Annotated in this window: 16 protein-coding genes (1 of these 16 cut by a window edge); 11 read left to right on the top strand and 5 right to left on the bottom strand. The window is 59.5% G+C overall.

Annotated features, from left to right (window positions below; genetic code table 11):
• The 3 genes from hrpB to MRBLRC7O_RS12680 all read left to right on the top strand — a co-directional run.
• Nucleotides 1–1,247 carry the 3' portion of an ATP-dependent helicase HrpB gene (gene hrpB, locus MRBLRC7O_RS12690; RefSeq protein WP_003505399.1) on the top strand. The gene continues 1,219 nt to the left of window position 1, outside the view, so the window shows 1,247 of its 2,466 coding nt (coding positions 1,220–2,466); the start codon falls outside the window, past its left edge; its stop codon occupies nt 1,245–1,247.
• Between the two features lie 29 nt (nt 1,248–1,276).
• A complete protein-coding gene (actS, locus tag MRBLRC7O_RS12685; RefSeq protein WP_077998710.1) occupies nt 1,277–2,584 on the top strand; it encodes a two-component system sensor histidine kinase ActS in 1,308 nt (435 codons plus the stop codon).
• Between the two features lie 73 nt (nt 2,585–2,657).
• Nucleotides 2,658–3,245 carry an ActR/PrrA/RegA family redox response regulator transcription factor gene (locus tag MRBLRC7O_RS12680; RefSeq protein ID WP_003505397.1) on the top strand — a complete coding sequence of 196 codons (588 nt, stop codon included), beginning with the start codon at nt 2,658–2,660 and terminating at the stop codon, nt 3,243–3,245.
• Nucleotides 3,246–3,251: 6 nt separating this feature from the next.
• On the opposite strand, the gene MRBLRC7O_RS12675 is transcribed toward MRBLRC7O_RS12680, so the two are convergent.
• The gene (locus MRBLRC7O_RS12675; protein ID WP_004444350.1) at nt 3,252–3,737 is read right to left on the bottom strand and encodes an MmcB family DNA repair protein; all 486 of its coding nucleotides are present in this window, start codon (nt 3,735–3,737) and stop codon (nt 3,252–3,254) included.
• Between the two features lie 183 nt (nt 3,738–3,920).
• Here MRBLRC7O_RS12675 and MRBLRC7O_RS12670 point away from each other — a divergent pair, with 183 nt between their 5' ends.
• Nucleotides 3,921–4,634, top strand: a complete 714-nt coding sequence (locus MRBLRC7O_RS12670; protein ID WP_003505393.1) for a L,D-transpeptidase — start codon at nt 3,921–3,923, stop codon at nt 4,632–4,634.
• Nucleotides 4,635–4,712: 78 nt separating this feature from the next.
• Here MRBLRC7O_RS12670 and MRBLRC7O_RS12665 read toward each other — a convergent pair whose 3' ends face one another.
• From MRBLRC7O_RS12665 to hslV, 4 genes are all read right to left on the bottom strand, one after another.
• Nucleotides 4,713–6,881, bottom strand: a complete 2,169-nt coding sequence (locus MRBLRC7O_RS12665; RefSeq protein WP_003505392.1) for a malate synthase G — start codon at nt 6,879–6,881, stop codon at nt 4,713–4,715.
• Between the two features lie 119 nt (nt 6,882–7,000).
• The gene (locus MRBLRC7O_RS12660; RefSeq protein ID WP_003505391.1) at nt 7,001–7,966 is read right to left on the bottom strand and encodes a DUF1402 family protein; all 966 of its coding nucleotides are present in this window, start codon (nt 7,964–7,966) and stop codon (nt 7,001–7,003) included.
• A 199-nt stretch (nt 7,967–8,165) separates the two neighbouring features.
• Nucleotides 8,166–9,473: an ATP-dependent protease ATPase subunit HslU gene (hslU, locus tag MRBLRC7O_RS12655; protein ID WP_003505390.1), complete on the bottom strand. Its 1,308-nt coding sequence runs from the start codon at nt 9,471–9,473 to the stop codon at nt 8,166–8,168.
• A 75-nt stretch (nt 9,474–9,548) separates the two neighbouring features.
• Complete coding sequence (gene hslV / locus MRBLRC7O_RS12650) at nt 9,549–10,073, bottom strand: ATP-dependent protease subunit HslV (RefSeq protein WP_003505389.1); 525 nt, start codon at nt 10,071–10,073, stop codon at nt 9,549–9,551.
• A gap of 200 nt (nt 10,074–10,273) precedes the next feature.
• On the opposite strand from hslV, the gene hisB reads away from it, so the two are divergent.
• The 7 genes from hisB to coaA are packed head-to-tail and all read left to right on the top strand — an operon-like array spanning nt 10,274 to nt 14,894.
• The gene (hisB, locus tag MRBLRC7O_RS12645) at nt 10,274–10,870 is read left to right on the top strand and encodes an imidazoleglycerol-phosphate dehydratase HisB (RefSeq protein ID WP_003505388.1); all 597 of its coding nucleotides are present in this window, start codon (nt 10,274–10,276) and stop codon (nt 10,868–10,870) included.
• A 22-nt stretch (nt 10,871–10,892) separates the two neighbouring features.
• Nucleotides 10,893–11,387, top strand: coding sequence for a DUF2628 domain-containing protein (locus tag MRBLRC7O_RS12640; protein ID WP_003505387.1), 495 nt, complete (start codon nt 10,893–10,895; stop codon nt 11,385–11,387).
• A 1-nt stretch (nt 11,388) separates the two neighbouring features.
• Nucleotides 11,389–12,039, top strand: coding sequence for an imidazole glycerol phosphate synthase subunit HisH (gene hisH, locus MRBLRC7O_RS12635; RefSeq protein ID WP_003505386.1), 651 nt, complete (start codon nt 11,389–11,391; stop codon nt 12,037–12,039).
• A 1-nt stretch (nt 12,040) separates the two neighbouring features.
• Nucleotides 12,041–12,784, top strand: a complete 744-nt coding sequence (gene hisA / locus MRBLRC7O_RS12630; protein WP_080866506.1) for a 1-(5-phosphoribosyl)-5-[(5-phosphoribosylamino)methylideneamino]imidazole-4-carboxamide isomerase — start codon at nt 12,041–12,043, stop codon at nt 12,782–12,784.
• Nucleotides 12,781–13,557, top strand: coding sequence for an imidazole glycerol phosphate synthase subunit HisF (gene hisF, locus MRBLRC7O_RS12625; protein WP_003505384.1), 777 nt, complete (start codon nt 12,781–12,783; stop codon nt 13,555–13,557). The genes hisA and hisF overlap by 4 nt, the downstream gene beginning before the upstream one ends.
• A gap of 15 nt (nt 13,558–13,572) precedes the next feature.
• Entirely contained in the window at nt 13,573–13,896 is a 324-nt protein-coding gene (locus MRBLRC7O_RS12620; RefSeq protein ID WP_003505383.1) for a phosphoribosyl-ATP diphosphatase, read from the top strand.
• Nucleotides 13,893–14,894, top strand: a complete 1,002-nt coding sequence (gene coaA, locus MRBLRC7O_RS12615) for a type I pantothenate kinase (protein ID WP_020808744.1) — start codon at nt 13,893–13,895, stop codon at nt 14,892–14,894. Before MRBLRC7O_RS12620 ends, coaA begins: the two co-directional genes overlap by 4 nt.
• The last annotated feature ends 11 nt before the right edge of the window (nt 14,895–14,905 follow it).

The raw sequence follows: 14,905 nt of genomic DNA, 5'->3' as shown, positions 1-14,905 counted from the left end.
GCGGCGCACTGACGCAGCGCGGTCGTCTGATGCGCGGCCTTTCGCTGCCACCGCGACTGGCAGCCATGGTGATTGCGGCGGCAAGCGAGGGTGCGGGGAAAAAGGCGGCGATGCTCGCCGTCATGTTGACGGAACAGGGGCTCGGCGGAAACGACATCGATCTCGATGAACGGCTGCGACACTTTCTTTCCGACAGGAGCGAAAGGGCGCTGGCGGCGCGGAAGCTGGCATCGAGGCTGTTCGATGCGATCGGCGACAAAACGGCGACAGCCGAATTGCCGAGTGAGGCCGGTCCACTGCTGCTGCACGCCTATCCGGACAGGATCGCACTCCAGCGTGGCGCGCGCGGACGTTATGTAATGGCCAATGGGCGGGGTGCGGAGCTTGCCGAGACCGAGCGTCTGGCGGCGAGCAAAATGCTTGTCGTGGCCGATATTACCGGACGGGCGGCGCAACCGCGCATCCTTGCGGCGGCGGGCATAGAAAGGACCGATATAGAAGAGCGGATGCCGCACCTCATCGTTCAGCAGGACCAGCTGCTTTTCGACAAGGCGAGCGGCCAGGCGCGTGCGCGAAGGGTGACGCGGCTTGGCGCCATCATCCTCGACGAAACACCCCTGCCCCGCCCCGAGGGTGAACAGGCGGCCCAGGCGCTCGCCAATGGTATCAGGGAATTCGGCATCGACATTCTTCCGTTTTCGAAAGAGACGCTGCAGCTGCGCGACAGAATCGGCTTTCTGAACGCCAGTATCGGCGACCCCTGGCCTGATGTCAGCGACGAGGCTTTGCTTTCGCGGCTGGACAAATGGTTCGTCCCTTTTCAGAACGGCGCGCGCAGCCTGCAGGACATCCGGCCCGGCAGCCTTTCCGACGGGATTCTGTCCCTGGTGCCGCATGAGGTAGGGCGCGACCTCGGCAGGCTGGCGCCCACGCATTTCGAAGCGCCGACGGGCCAGCGCCACCCCATCCGTTACGATGCCAGCGAACCGACGCTTTCCATTCGTGTGCAGGAGCTTTTCGGACTGAGGGCTCACCCATCGATTGCGCAGGGGCGGTTGCCGCTGCTCCTGGAATTGACCTCGCCGGCACACAGGCCGATACAGACGACACGCGATCTTCCCGGTTTCTGGGCGGGATCCTGGAAGGACGTGCGGGCGGATATGCGCGGACGTTATCCACGCCATCCATGGCCGGAAGACCCGGCATCGGCGCTGCCGACCAGCCGCGCAAAACCGCGCGGGACGTGATGACGATAAAGAGGGTAAAGGAGACGAAAATGGCTGGCCATTCGATCGAAACCACGAGACTTGGCCGCGCCAGCCGCAGGATAAGGCTGCAGACCATTGTCTGGCTGCGCTGGCTGGCGGTTGCCGGGCAGACGGCGACAATCCTGCTTGTCGCCTTCGGGCTCAATTTCCCCCTGCCGCTTCTGGCCTGCGGCCTCTTGATCGCGGCACTGGCGCTCGCCAACCTGTTTCTCACTGCCCGTTTTCCCTCCACCTATCGTCTGGAGCCCTGGGAAGCGACGTTGCTGCTGGCCTTCGACCTGCTGCAATTGACGGCGCTCATTTACATCACCGGTGGACTTTCCAATCCGTTCGCGCCGCTGATCTGCGTGCAGGTCATCATCGCGTTTGCCTCCCAGCCGCTTCGGCACTCGCTTATTCTTCTCGCCTTTGCCGTCATCTGCTCGACGGCGATCGCTTTTTCCCCCTTTCCGGTTCCCTGGTATCCCGGCGAGGTTTTGCCGATCCAGCTTCTGCTGCATGTCGGCACCTGGGTCGCGATCATCGCCACGACCTCGTTTGCGGCCTTTTATGCCTATCGCGTTTCGCATGAGGCAAATCAGCTGGCGGATGCGCTGGCTGCAACCGAACTGGTGCTGGAGCGGGAAAAACATCTTTCACAGCTGGATGGGTTGGCAGCAGCAGCAGCGCATGAGCTGGGCACGCCGCTCGCAACAATCAGCGTCGTCGCGAAGGAGATGGAGCGGGAACTTGGGCATGACGAAAAATTTGGCGAAGATATAGCGCTGCTGCGCAGCCAGAGCGAAAGATGCCGTGACATTCTGCGCCGGCTCACATCGCTTTCCACCGACAATGAAGAACATATGCGCCGCCTGCCGCTCTCTTCGCTGATCGAGGAGGTGATGGCCCCGCACCGGGAATTCGGCATCCGCCTCGAACTCGTTGAAAAGAGCAATCGCGCCGACGAGCCGGTCGGTATCCGCAATGCCGGTATCATCTACGGTCTCGGCAACCTCATTGAAAACGGCGTGGATTATGCGCGGGAAAAGGTCACCGTAACGGTGGATTACGATCAGCAGAACGTCGCCGTCATCATTGAAGACGACGGGCCGGGTTATGCCCATGACGTGCTTGCCCGTATCGGCGAGCCCTATGTGACCGAACGTCACAACGACACAAGGGCGGGTGGGCTCGGGCTCGGGCTTTTCATCGCCAAGACTCTGCTGGAGCGCTCCGGCGCCAGTGTCACCTTTGAAAATCGCGGCACTAGCGAAAAGGGAGCAAGGGTCACAATCGTCTGGCCTCGAGCGCTTATGGACGATAAAAGAAACCGTTGACTTTACCATCCACGTTGAAGCGGCGATAAGAAGAAGAAAACAAAGCCGACGAAGTTGCCGGAAGGCCGCAAACATGAAGACAGAAGACCAGAACAACTCCACCGGCGCGCCAACGGACGACGGCGATCCGATCGGGCCCGACAGATCGCTGCTGATCGTCGATGATGACGGCCCGTTTTTGCGCCGGCTTGCCCGGGCAATGGAAACACGCGGCTTTGCCGTCGATACGGCCGAGACGGTGAGTGACGGTATAGCCCGTTCCAGGGCTGCGCCGCCGAAGTATGCGGTGGTCGATCTGAGGCTTGCGGATGGCAATGGTCTGGAAGTCATCGAGGCGATCAGGCAGAACCGGGACGATACGCAGATCGTCGTTCTGACCGGCTATGGCAATATTGCAACCGCCGTTACCGCCGTAAAACTCGGAGCGCTGGACTATCTGGCCAAACCCGCCGATGCGGACGATGTCTTCAATGCGCTGACGCAGCGCAAGGGTGAAAAGACCGAAGTTCCCGAAAACCCCATGTCGGCAGACCGGGTTCGGTGGGAGCATATTCAGCGTGTCTATGAAATGTGCGAGCGCAACGTTTCGGAAACGGCACGCCGGCTCAATATGCATCGGCGCACCTTGCAGCGCATTCTCGCGAAACGCGCCCCAAAGTAACGATACTTATTCGCCAAAGCTGCGCCCGGTTGTCCATTCTGCCAGCATCAACCGGGTCGCGGCGGTTCTCGAGAAATCCAGCATCACCGATTTGCGGGTCGCCGGCGGCAATTTATGTTCCGGCGCATCGCGCAGCATATGGGCACCATATCCATCCGAGAGGATCAGCCCGCATTCCTCCGGGAATATGTCGGTCGGAACCTCCGGGTGGGTGGCGAAGAACAGCCGATCGCAATGCAGGCGATATTCCGGCCATTTGCGATCGACACGGAAATCCTCGATGGAGGATTTGATTTCGATGATCCAGATTTCACCCTTGACCGACAGACTGATGAGATCGGCCCGTCGCCCGCTTGCAAGCGGCAGCTCCGGCAGCACCGAATGGCGCATTTCGTGCAGAAGCACCTGAACGCCGCGACGCACCAGCATCGCCTTGTCCGACTGGCGGCCGTCGATTAACGGATTATTGTTGGTAACGGAAAGAATAGTCATGGATAAAGGCTGCTGAAGCGTTTGGCCTATTGTTGCAAAAAGGCAATCAACCGGCAATTTTAAAGGCACAACCGTCTCGCGGCGGCGCAACGGCTTGCCAAGAGCGGCTGAATGGAAAATAACCGATTTATCCAATTAAGCCTACTCCTTCGCACAATTTGGCGAATTTTCCGCGAGAACGACATGCGCATCCGCACCCCATTGACCTTACTCGGTCTGACGGCAGCACTGGCTCTGGCCGGCTGCGCCGAAACTACCTCCCAATCCTCCGCTCCGACCTCCGGCAAGATCGCAGCGTCTGTTCCGGTTGCTGACCCCGTTCCGGCGAAGGTCGAAACGGTCCAGATCTTCAACGATGTTTACGGTGCCGTGACCGATGCGGGCTATGCGCTGCCGGCCATTCCGATCAACCGTGTCAACGAGAAGTATCGCCGTCAGATTGTCGAATTCCAGACATCCGAACGCGCCGGCACCATCATCGTCAACACGCGCGAGCGTTACCTCTATTACATCCTCTCCGGCAACCGTGCGGTTCGTTATGGCATCGGCGTCGGCAAGGCGGGTTTCGCCTGGGCCGGTGAAGCCTATGTCGCCTGGAAGCAGGAATGGCCGATGTGGCATCCGCCGAAGGAAATGGCGGACCGTAAGCCGGAAGTGGCCAAATATGTTGAGGCCGGCATGGGCCCGGGCCTTTCCAACCCGCTCGGCGCGCGCGCCATGTATCTCTTCAACGAAAAGGGACAGGACACGCTGTTCCGCATCCATGGTTCGCCCGAATGGGCCTCGATCGGCACCGCCGCCTCTTCCGGCTGCATCCGCATGATCAACCAGGACGTCATCGACCTATACAGCCGCGTCCGCCCCGGCCGCAGCACGAAAGTCGTCGTGATCCAATAAAGATCAGATACCGGACAAGAAAAAGCCGCCGTGGATTTCCCCCGGCGGCTTTTTTGTTTCTCAGGACTGCTGACGGTGTCAGGCCGCCTGTTTGGCCTTCAGTTCCAGACGACGACGGTGCAGAACCGGTTCGGTGTAACCATTCGGCTGTTCGCGGCCCTTCAGCACCAGTTCGACAGCCGCCTGAAATGCCACCGATCCGTCGAAATCGGATGCCATCGGCAGATAGGCCGGATCGTCGGCATTCTGCGTATCGACCACGGCGGCCATGCGCTTCATGGTCTCGACGATCTGTTCCTCTGTCACCACGCCATGGCGCAGCCAGTTCGCCATATGCTGCGCGGAGATGCGCAGCGTGGCGCGGTCCTCCATCAGCCCGATATTGTTGATATCAGGCACCTTGGAGCAGCCGACGCCCTGATCGACCCAGCGCACGACATAGCCGAGAATACCCTGCGCATTGTTGTCGAGTTCACGCTGGATTTCTTCCGGCGCCCAGTTGGGACGCGGCGCGACCGGCACGGACAGGATATCGGAAAGCTTCGCGCGGCCGCGGCTTTTCAGTCCTTCCTGGACGGCGGCGACATCGACCTTGTGATAATGCGTGGCATGCAGCGTCGCTGCGGTCGGTGACGGCACCCAGGCCGTGTTGGCGCCGGCCTTCGGATGCGCGATCTTCTGCTCCAACATCGCCGCCATCAGATCCGGCATGGCCCACATGCCCTTGCCGATCTGCGCATGGCCGGAAAGGCCGCATTCGAGGCCGATATCAACGTTCCAGTTCTCGTAAGCGGCGATCCATGCCGCCTGCTTCATGTCGCCCTTGCGGATCATCGGACCCGCTTCCATCGAGGTGTGGATTTCGTCACCGGTGCGGTCGAGGAAGCCCGTATTGATGAAAACGACACGATCCTTCGCGGCGCGAATGCTTTCCTTGAGGTTGATCGTGGTACGACGCTCCTCATCCATGATGCCCATTTTCATGGTGTTCGGCGCCATGCCGACAAGCTTTTCGACCCGGCTGAAGATTTCGTTGGCGAAGGCCACTTCCTCCGGCCCGTGCATCTTCGGCTTGACCACATACATCGAGCCGGCGCGGGAATTCTGACGACGCCCGGACGGACCGACATCATAAAGAGCGATCAGCGCCGTGACGACGGCATCCATGATGCCCTCAGGCACCTCGCGGCCGTCCCTGTCGAGGATCGCCGGATTGGTCATGAGATGACCGACATTGCGCACCAGCATCAGGGAACGGCCCGGCAGCGTCAGCGCCGCGCCATCGGGAGCCGTGTAATAGCGATCCGGATTGAGGCTGCGGGTGAAGGTCTTGCCGCCCTTCGAAACCTCCTCCGTCAGGTCGCCGCGCATCAGGCCAAGCCAGTTGCCGTAAACCAGCACCTTATCCTCGGCGTCGACGGCGGCAACCGAATCCTCACAATCCATGATGGTCGTCAGCGCCGATTCAAGAATGACATCGGAGATGCCCGCCTTGTCGCCCTTGCCGATTTCGGTCGAGGGATCGATGACGATTTCGGTGTGCAAACCGTTCTTGCCAAGCAGGATCGTTGCAGGCTTTGCCGCCTCGCCGCTGAAACCCTTGAACTGGGCTGCATCCGTGAGGCCAGTCTTGGCGTCGCCGGTGGCGAGCTGCAACAGGCCATCCTCGATCTTGAAACCGGTCACATCGGACCAGCTTCCCGTCTCCAGCGGCGCGGATTCATCGAGGAAGTTGCGAGCCCAGGCGATGACCTTCTCGCCGCGCCTTGGGTTATAGCCCCTGCCCTTTTCCGCACCGTCAGCATCGGAAATGGCGTCCGTGCCGTAAAGCGCGTCGTAAAGCGAACCCCAGCGGGCATTCGCGGCATTCAGTGCATAACGTGCATTCATAACCGGAACGACGAGCTGCGGACCGGCAACGGCAGCAATTTCAGGGTCGACGTTGCTGGTTTCCACCTTGAAGCCGGGGCCTTCCGGCAGCAGATAGCCGATTTCCTTCAGAAATCCCTCATAGGCAGCAAAATCTACCGGAGCGCGATTCTGCCGATACCAGCCATCCAGTTTTTCCTGCAGGGCGTCGCGCTTTGCCAGCAATTCACGGTTCTTCGGAGAAAGCTCGTGAACAATGGTCGAAAAACCTTCGAAGAACGCCTCACTGTCCAGACCTGTGCCCGGCAGGACGTCGTCAGTCAGAAAGGCATAAAGCCTGTCATCGATGGAAAGACCGAATTTATTCGTGCGGCTCACATGCGCCTCCTCTATTCTGGAGATACAGATTGGACGCGGAGACGGGCGCTCGTCAATTGCGGCAGGCAGCCAAATATTATTTCCGTTTTGGAAACAATGGAGCCGATAGTCGTCTTTTTCTACAAAAGCGCCTGCAGATCCTTGAGGCGGTCGTTCACCAGCCAGCCGTAGTAGTTTTCTTCCGGTAACAGCGGCTGTTCCCCGCCCGAGGCGCGTTGGCGGTTCTTCTGGGCAAGGGCGGCAGCACGCTGCTGCGACCCGCCGACATTATAAAGCGTGGAGGTCACACCCGGATTTTTCGAAATATCCATGTCGGCAATCGACCGGTAATCATCGATAGACTTGCGGATGGAGGCGGCCATGAAGGCGAGTGACCGGTCCGGGTCCATGATCGCCGTATAGACCGCTGTGGCATCGTTTTCATCCAGCCTCTCGTAACCGGAGGTTCTCGACACCATGTCGGACAACATCAGCGCCGTCAGCGGGTTGATCTGGCCGAGGCCAAAGGTCTGGCCGGCATAAAAGGGCTGGAAGAATACGGCGCTGAAACGGTTGTTCGGATAGGCCACGCCATCGACGGTCTTACCACGGAAACTGTCGTCCCAGACATCTTCACGGCAATTCCAGAGGCTGTAGGAATCCTTTTTCGACTGGCATTTGGCAAATTGCGAATGCGTCAGAAACTGCGCGATGGTTTCGTCCTTGTAGCCGAAACGGAAGCTGCCGCCGGCATAGGAGGCGGCCTTGACGTAATAGGACTGCAGCCGGTCATAAGCGTCGACATTATAGGTATGTTCGCCGACGATCGCGCCGATCATATGGATCGGATCGATGCCGTAGCGCCCGGCCGTCGACTTGATCTTGGCGATCAGGGCCTTGTCGGAGGACAAAAGCTCGATGACCTTCTGGTATTTGCGCTCGAAAGACGTGTTGGACGCCTTGGTTCTTTTTGCGGAAGCGCCGGGAACACCCGGCTGTTCGGCATTGCGATTGCCCGGCGGAACGACCGTCGCGGCTTCGACGTAAGAAGACGCGGTGACGGTGACCGCCAAAGCAGCGGCAAATGCCAGAAGAGTTTTGCGCACGAGCGAATGCCTTTTCTCAAGCCTGCGGTTTCCGCCAGCGAAATACGCTGGGAAAACCGGATCATTCCACTAAAGCGGTTCCAACCGGAATGCAGCCCTTCCCATAAACAAAATGCGGGTTGAATGCGAGACAAGGCGGATAAAATAAAAGAGTGCGGCAAATATGGCCGCACTCTTCTTTCTCGGATCCCCGAAGTCTTCAGAGAATATAGCGCGACAAATCCGTGTCCGCGGCGAGATCGCCCACATGTTTTTTGACATATTCCTGGTCGATCTTGATGGCGGAGCCGCCGCGATCCGGCGCGTTGAAGGAAATCTCGTCCAGAACACGCTCCATCACCGTCTGCAGACGGCGCGCACCGATGTTCTCGACCGACGAATTGAGATGAACGGCCACATCGGCCAGAGCATCGATTGCGTCATCGGTGAAATCGAGATCCAGTTCCTCCGTCGCCATCAGCGCCTTGTACTGGCGGATAAGGCTTGCTTCCGTTTCCGTCAGGATACGGCGGAAATCCTCCTTGGTCAGCGGCTTCAGCTCGACGCGGATCGGCAGGCGGCCCTGAAGTTCGGGCAGGAGGTCCGAAGGCTTCGCCACATGGAACGCGCCCGATGCGATGAACAGCACGTGGTCGGTTTTGACCGGGCCGTACTTCGTCGAAACCGTGGTGCCTTCGACAAGCGGCAGCAGGTCGCGCTGCACGCCTTCACGCGAGACGCCGGCGCCCATGCCACCGTCGCGGGCGGCGATCTTGTCGATCTCATCGAGGAAGACGATGCCGTCATTTTCGACCGACTTCACCGCCTCACGCTGGATCATTTCATTGTCGAGCAGCTTGTCGGATTCGTCGCGGATGAGATCGGCATAGGATTTGGACACTGTCGTGCGCACCTTCTTGGTGCGTCCGCCCATGGCCTTGCCGAACATTTCCGACAGGTTGAGAACGCCGATATTGGCGCCCGGCATGCCGGGAATTTCGAAACCGGGCATGCCCGAGCCGCTATCCGCCACCTCGATGTCGATTTCCTTGTCGTCCAGCTCGCCGTCACGCAGCTTCTTGCGGAAGCTTTCACGCGTGCCAGGCGATGCGGTTGCACCAACCAGCGCGTCAAGCACCCGTTCTTCGGCGCTCTGATGCGCCTTGGCCTGCACTTCGGCGCGCTTCTTTTCACGCACGAGGCCAATGCCGATTTCAACCAGATCGCGGATGATCTGTTCGACATCGCGTCCGACATAGCCGACTTCGGTGAACTTCGTGGCTTCGACCTTGATGAAGGGGGCACCAGCAAGCTTGGCGAGGCGGCGCGAAATCTCGGTCTTGCCGACACCGGTCGGTCCGATCATCAGAATATTCTTGGGCATGACTTCATCGCGCAGGCTCTCATCGAGCTGCTGGCGGCGCCAGCGATTGCGCAGCGCGATTGCGACCGCACGTTTGGCCTCATGCTGGCCGATGATGAAGCGGTCGAGTTCCGAGACTATTTCCCGGGGAGAAAAAGTTGTCATTCTATCCTCTCGGCTTTCCTGCTACGGCCGGCCATCCAGGCCCGGCCCACAGGACCCATTGGTGAGAAATTGAGCTTACTCAGCGTCGAGGGTTTCGACGACGAGGTTGTGGTTGGTATAAACGCAGATATCGGCCGCAATATCGAGCGACTGGCGCGCCACCTCTTCGGCCGACTTGTCCGTGTCCATCATGGCGCGGGCGGCGGCAAAGGCATAATTACCGCCGGAACCGATGGCGATCGCGCCGTGTTCCGGTTCCAGCACATCGCCATTACCGGTGATGGCAAGCGTGGTGGTTTTATCGGCCACCAGCATCATTGCTTCGAGGTTGCGCAGATATTTATCCGTCCGCCAGTCCTTCGCAAGCTCGACGGCGGCGCGCATGAGCTGCCCCGGATATTGCTCGAGTTTCTTCTCAAGACGGTCGAGTAGTGTGAAGGCATCCGCCGTCGCGCCGGCAAAACCGGCAATCACTTCACCTTTGCCGATGCGGCGAACCTTGCGGGCATTGCCCTTCATAACCGTCTGGCCAAGGCTCACCTGGCCATCGCCAGCCATGACGACCTTGCCGCCCTTTCTGACTGTAATAATTGTTGTCATCAAACACCTGTCTGCCCTGCCGGGCCTGGGGTTAACGGGCCGGATACGGCCCTTCTCGGGTTCTATGTAAGTTTGCTTTTCGCGATTGCAATCTTCGCGGCGACGCACCGTTTTCCGCATGTCATGCAAGACGATGGAACAACTGGATATTTGTGTCCCGTGCTGATAAGGAACGGCAACATTTTCACGGAGCGGCCAAAATGGCAGAACGTAAAGGCGAGATTATCCGCAACACCAACGAAACCGCGGTTTCGGTGCGCGTGGATATCGACGGCACCGGCAAGTCGACAATTTCCACCGGCGTGGGATTTTTCGACCATATGCTGGACCAGCTCAGCCGCCATTCGCTGATCGACATGGAGATCGAGGTCAAGGGCGACCTGCACATCGATGACCACCACACCGTGGAAGATACCGGTATTGCCATCGGCCAGGCGATTGCCAAGGCGCTGGGCGACCGGCGCGGCATTACCCGTTATGCCTCGCTCGATCTTGCCATGGACGAGACGATGACCAAAGCCGCCGTCGATATTTCCGGCCGGCCCTTCCTCGTCTGGAACGTCAATTTTTCCGCACCGAAGATCGGCACCTTCGATACCGAGCTGGTGCGTGAGTTCTTTCAGGCGCTCGCCCAGAATGCCGGCATCACGCTGCATATCCTGAACCATTACGGCGCCAACAACCATCATATCGCCGAAACATGCTTTAAGGCCGTTGCCCGCGTTCTTCGCACGGCAACCGAGATCGACCCCCGGCAGGCAGGCCGCGTTCCCTCGACAAAGGGCATGCTGGCCTGACGCCAAAGCTGTCAGGAAGCCCATGACAAGCTATCTCGTTCTGGAAGCCCCCAACGGGCCGGACAGGGACCACAAGACGACCCGCTTCATTGCCGACCGTTTCGTCTGGCTGGCCCTGATTGCGCCCTGGCTTTGGCTCGCCATCAATCGCCTGTGGCTGGCAACGGCGGTGGTTATCATCGCGCTCCTTCTGGCCGGACGGGTATCGATATTAGCCGGATTCGAACCGGTTGGACTTCTCTGCGGTTTCACCATCGGGCTCATCACGGCGCTGGAGGGACGCGATTTTCTCGTCCGGCACCTGATCCGCAAAGGCTGGAAGCTGACGTCAGTCGTTTCCGCCCCTGATCTTTCGAGCGCCGAAGACATATATTTCTCCGGTCTCTCCGAAACCGCCGAAACGGCGGAACAGCTGTCCCAGCCGGTCTGGTCTCCTTCGCCGCAAAATAGAGGCGACAAAAACTTCGTCAACGATCCCGCAGGATCGTTTCTTTTCGACTTGAATGGAAGGCGCTGACATGCGTGTCGCGATCATCGACTACGGTTCGGGCAATCTGCGTTCGGCCACCAAAGCTTTCGAGCGTGCCGCCCGCGAAGCCGGCATCAATGCAACCATCGACCTGACCGACAAGCCGGATCACGTCGCCTCGGCAGACCGCATCGTCCTGCCGGGCGTTGGTGCCTATGCGGATTGCCGGGCGGGTCTCGAAGCCGTTCCCGGCATGCATGAGGCGCTCATCGAAGCCGTCGAGAAAAAAGCGCACCCCTTCCTCGGCATCTGCGTCGGCATGCAGCTGATGTCCTCGCGCGGACTCGAAAAGACTGTCAGTACCGGACTCGGCTGGATTGAGGGTGACGTCGTGGAAATGACGCCGTCCGACCCCAGCCTCAAAATCCCGCAGATCGGCTGGAACACGCTGGAAATCCGCCACGCTCACCCGCTTTTCGACGGCATCAAGACCGGAGCGGATGGGTTGCACGCCTATTTCGTGCATTCCTATCATCTGTCGGCAAAGCACTCGACGGATGTCATCGCCACCACCAACTACGGTGGCGCGATGACGGCTTTCGTCGGTCGCGACAATATGGCGGGCGCGCAGTTCCACCCGGAAAAAAGCCAGACGCTCGGCCTTGCCCTGATTTCCAATTTCCTGCGCTGGAAGCCCTGACATGATTCTTTTTCCCGCAATCGACCTTAAAGACGGCCAGTGCGTTCGCCTGAAACTCGGCGATATGGACCAGGCCACAGTCTACAACGAAGACCCCGGCGCACAGGCGAAGGCCTTCGAGGATCAGGGTTTCGAATGGCTGCATGTCGTCGATCTCAACGGCGCTTTCGCCGGTGAGACCGTCAACGGCGAGGCGGTCGACGCCATTCTGAAAGCGACGAAAAATCCGGTGCAGCTCGGCGGTGGCATCCGCACGCTCGATCATATTGAAGCGTGGCTGAGCCGTGGGCTTGCGCGTGTCATTCTCGGCACCGTGGCGGTGCGCGATCCGGTTCTCGTTCTGGAAGCCTGCAAGCGTTTCCCCGGCCAGGTCGCCGTCGGCATCGATGCCAAGGGTGGCAAGGTTGCCGTGGAAGGCTGGGCGGAAGCGTCCGAACTCGGCGTCATCGAACTGGCCAAACGCTTTGAAGGCGCAGGTGTGGCCGCCATCATCTATACCGATATCGATCGTGACGGCATTCTGGCCGGCATCAACTGGGCCTCGACGCTGGAACTGGCGGATGCCGTCTCCATCCCGGTCATCGCCTCCGGCGGCCTTGCCTCCATCGAAGACGTCAAACGCATGTTGCAGCCGGATGCCGCAAAGCTCGAGGGTGCGATTTCAGGCCGCGCGCTTTATGATGGGCGCATCGACCCTGCCGAGGCGCTTGCCCTCATCAAGGCCGCGAAGGAGGTACGCGCATGACCCTCAAAGCCCGTGTTATTCCCTGCCTTGATGTCAAAGACGGCCGCGTCGTCAAGGGCGTGAACTTCGTCGACCTGATCGATGCCGGTGACCCCGTCGAAGCGGCGAAAGCCTATGACGCGGCAGGAGCGGACGAGCTCTGCTTTCTCGACATCACCGCCTCCTCGGACAATCGCGATACGATCTTCGATGTCGTCTCGCGCACCGCCGATCATTGCTTCATGCCGCTGACCGTCGGCGGCGGGGTCCGCGCCGTTGCTGACATCCGCAAGCTGCTCCTTTGCGGCGCGGACAAGGTTTCCATCAATTCTGCGGCGGTGAAGGATCCTGACTTCGTGGCGCAGGCGGCCGACAAGTTCGGCAACCAGTGCATCGTCGTTTCCATCGACGCCAAGCGCGTTTCGAAGGATGGGGAAGCCGGCCGCTGGGAAATCTTCACCCATGGCGGACGCCAGCCGACCGGTATCGACGCCGTGGAATTCGCCATCAAAATGGTCGAACGCGGCGCTGGTGAATTGCTTGTCACCTCGATGGACCGCGACGGCACCAAAAGCGGATATGATATCGGCCTGACGCGCAGCATTGCCGATCAGGTTCGCGTGCCCGTCATCGCCTCGGGCGGCGTCGGAACACTGGATGATCTGGTGGCTGGCGTTCGCGATGGCCATGCAACTGCGGTACTTGCCGCCTCCATCTTCCATTTCGGCACCTATTCGATCGGTGAAGCCAAGAGCTACATGGCCGAGCATGGCATCGCCATGCGTCTCGACTGATTGCAGGAACTTCTCATGAGCGCATTTTCCCTTTCCGATCTGGAACGCATCGTCGCGACCCGTGCCGCTGCCTCTCCTGACGAATCCTGGACGGCCAAGCTGGTTGCTGCCGGCCAGGAACGCGCAGCGAAAAAACTTGGCGAAGAGGCGGTGGAAGCCGTCATCGCAGCCATCGCGAAAGATCGCGACGGGCTGAAGAACGAAGCCGCCGATCTGCTTTACCATCTGCTGGTGGTGCTGAAGATTGCCGACATTCCGTTGGACGAGGTTTTTGCCGAGCTGGAGCGCCGGACCGGTCAAACCGGCCTTGCGGAAAAGGCGGCGAGGCCGACATCATGAATGTCGAGGCAGGCAGCGGGGAGAGAGGCATGCCGAGCACACTCGATCATTTCCGGCCGGATGAATATTCGCCATACCACTTCTACAGTTCGGAAGAATGGTCGAAGTTTCGCGCTGACACGCCACTGACGCTTTCCGCCGATGAGGTCAAACGCTTGCGCTCGCTGGACGACCCGATCGATCTGGACGAAGTGCGGCGCATTTACCTGTCGCTGTCGCGCCTTTTATCCTCGCATGTCGAGGCGTCACAGCTGCTTTTCGAGCAGCGCAACCGCTTTCTCAATATGGCTGACGTCAACAAGACGCCCTTTGTCATCGGCATTGCCGGCTCTGTGGCGGTTGGCAAATCGACGACGGCGCGTATCCTGAAGGAGCTTCTGGCGCGCTGGCCCTCCAGCCCGAAGGTCGATCTCATCACGACAGACGGATTTCTTTATCCGAATGAGGTTCTGCGGCGCGAAAACCTGATGGAGCGCAAGGGCTTTCCCGAAAGCTACGATATCGGCGCGCTCCTGCGTTTCCTGTCGGCGATCAAGGCGGGCCAGCCCAATGTGAAAGCACCGCGCTATTCGCACCTGACCTATGACGTTCTGCCGAACGAGTTCACTGTCATCGACCAGCCGGATATTCTGATCTTCGAAGGCATCAATGTGCTGCAATCGCGCGACCTGCCGGCGGGCGGGCGGATTGTGCCGATCGTTTCCGATTTTTTCGATTTCTCGATCTATATCGACGCGGACGAGGATCTCATTCACAACTGGTATGTGAACCGGTTCATGAATCTCAGAAAAACTGCCTTCCGCGATCCCAATTCGTTCTTCAACCGTTATGCCTCGATCAGTGAAGAAGCGGCGCTCAGCATTGCCGAAGGCCTCTGGCAGAACATCAACCTGAAGAACCTGCGCCAGAACATCGTGCCGACACGCCCGCGCGCCGATCTTATCTTGCGCAAAGGCAAGAACCACCTGATCGATACGGTGGCGCTTCGCAAATTGTGAAAGATGCCGCA

The sequence above is a fragment of the Agrobacterium radiobacter genome (assembly GCF_040801995.1).
GTDB lineage: Bacteria > Pseudomonadota > Alphaproteobacteria > Rhizobiales > Rhizobiaceae > Agrobacterium > Agrobacterium radiobacter.
Note: the sequence above shows the minus strand (reverse complement) of the source record. Positions and strands in the feature narration are given on the sequence as shown.

Bases quoted from the DNA above. Each gene is read 5' to 3' on its own strand.
- actS (WP_077998710.1), top strand. From the start codon at position 1,277: ATGGCTGGCCATTCGATCGAAACCACGAGACTTGGCCGCGCCAGCCGC.
- MRBLRC7O_RS12680 (WP_003505397.1), top strand. From the start codon at position 2,658: ATGAAGACAGAAGACCAGAACAACTCCACCGGCGCGCCAACGGACGAC.
- MRBLRC7O_RS12675 (WP_004444350.1), bottom strand. From the start codon at position 3,737: ATGACTATTCTTTCCGTTACCAACAATAATCCGTTAATCGACGGCCGC.
- MRBLRC7O_RS12670 (WP_003505393.1), top strand. From the start codon at position 3,921: ATGCGCATCCGCACCCCATTGACCTTACTCGGTCTGACGGCAGCACTG.
- hslU (WP_003505390.1), bottom strand. From the start codon at position 9,473: ATGACAACTTTTTCTCCCCGGGAAATAGTCTCGGAACTCGACCGCTTC.
- hslV (WP_003505389.1), bottom strand. From the start codon at position 10,073: ATGACAACAATTATTACAGTCAGAAAGGGCGGCAAGGTCGTCATGGCT.
- hisB (WP_003505388.1), top strand. From the start codon at position 10,274: ATGGCAGAACGTAAAGGCGAGATTATCCGCAACACCAACGAAACCGCG.
- MRBLRC7O_RS12640 (WP_003505387.1), top strand. From the start codon at position 10,893: ATGACAAGCTATCTCGTTCTGGAAGCCCCCAACGGGCCGGACAGGGAC.
- hisH (WP_003505386.1), top strand. From the start codon at position 11,389: ATGCGTGTCGCGATCATCGACTACGGTTCGGGCAATCTGCGTTCGGCC.
- hisA (WP_080866506.1), top strand. From the start codon at position 12,041: ATGATTCTTTTTCCCGCAATCGACCTTAAAGACGGCCAGTGCGTTCGC.
- hisF (WP_003505384.1), top strand. From the start codon at position 12,781: ATGACCCTCAAAGCCCGTGTTATTCCCTGCCTTGATGTCAAAGACGGC.
- MRBLRC7O_RS12620 (WP_003505383.1), top strand. From the start codon at position 13,573: ATGAGCGCATTTTCCCTTTCCGATCTGGAACGCATCGTCGCGACCCGT.
- coaA (WP_020808744.1), top strand. From the start codon at position 13,893: ATGAATGTCGAGGCAGGCAGCGGGGAGAGAGGCATGCCGAGCACACTC.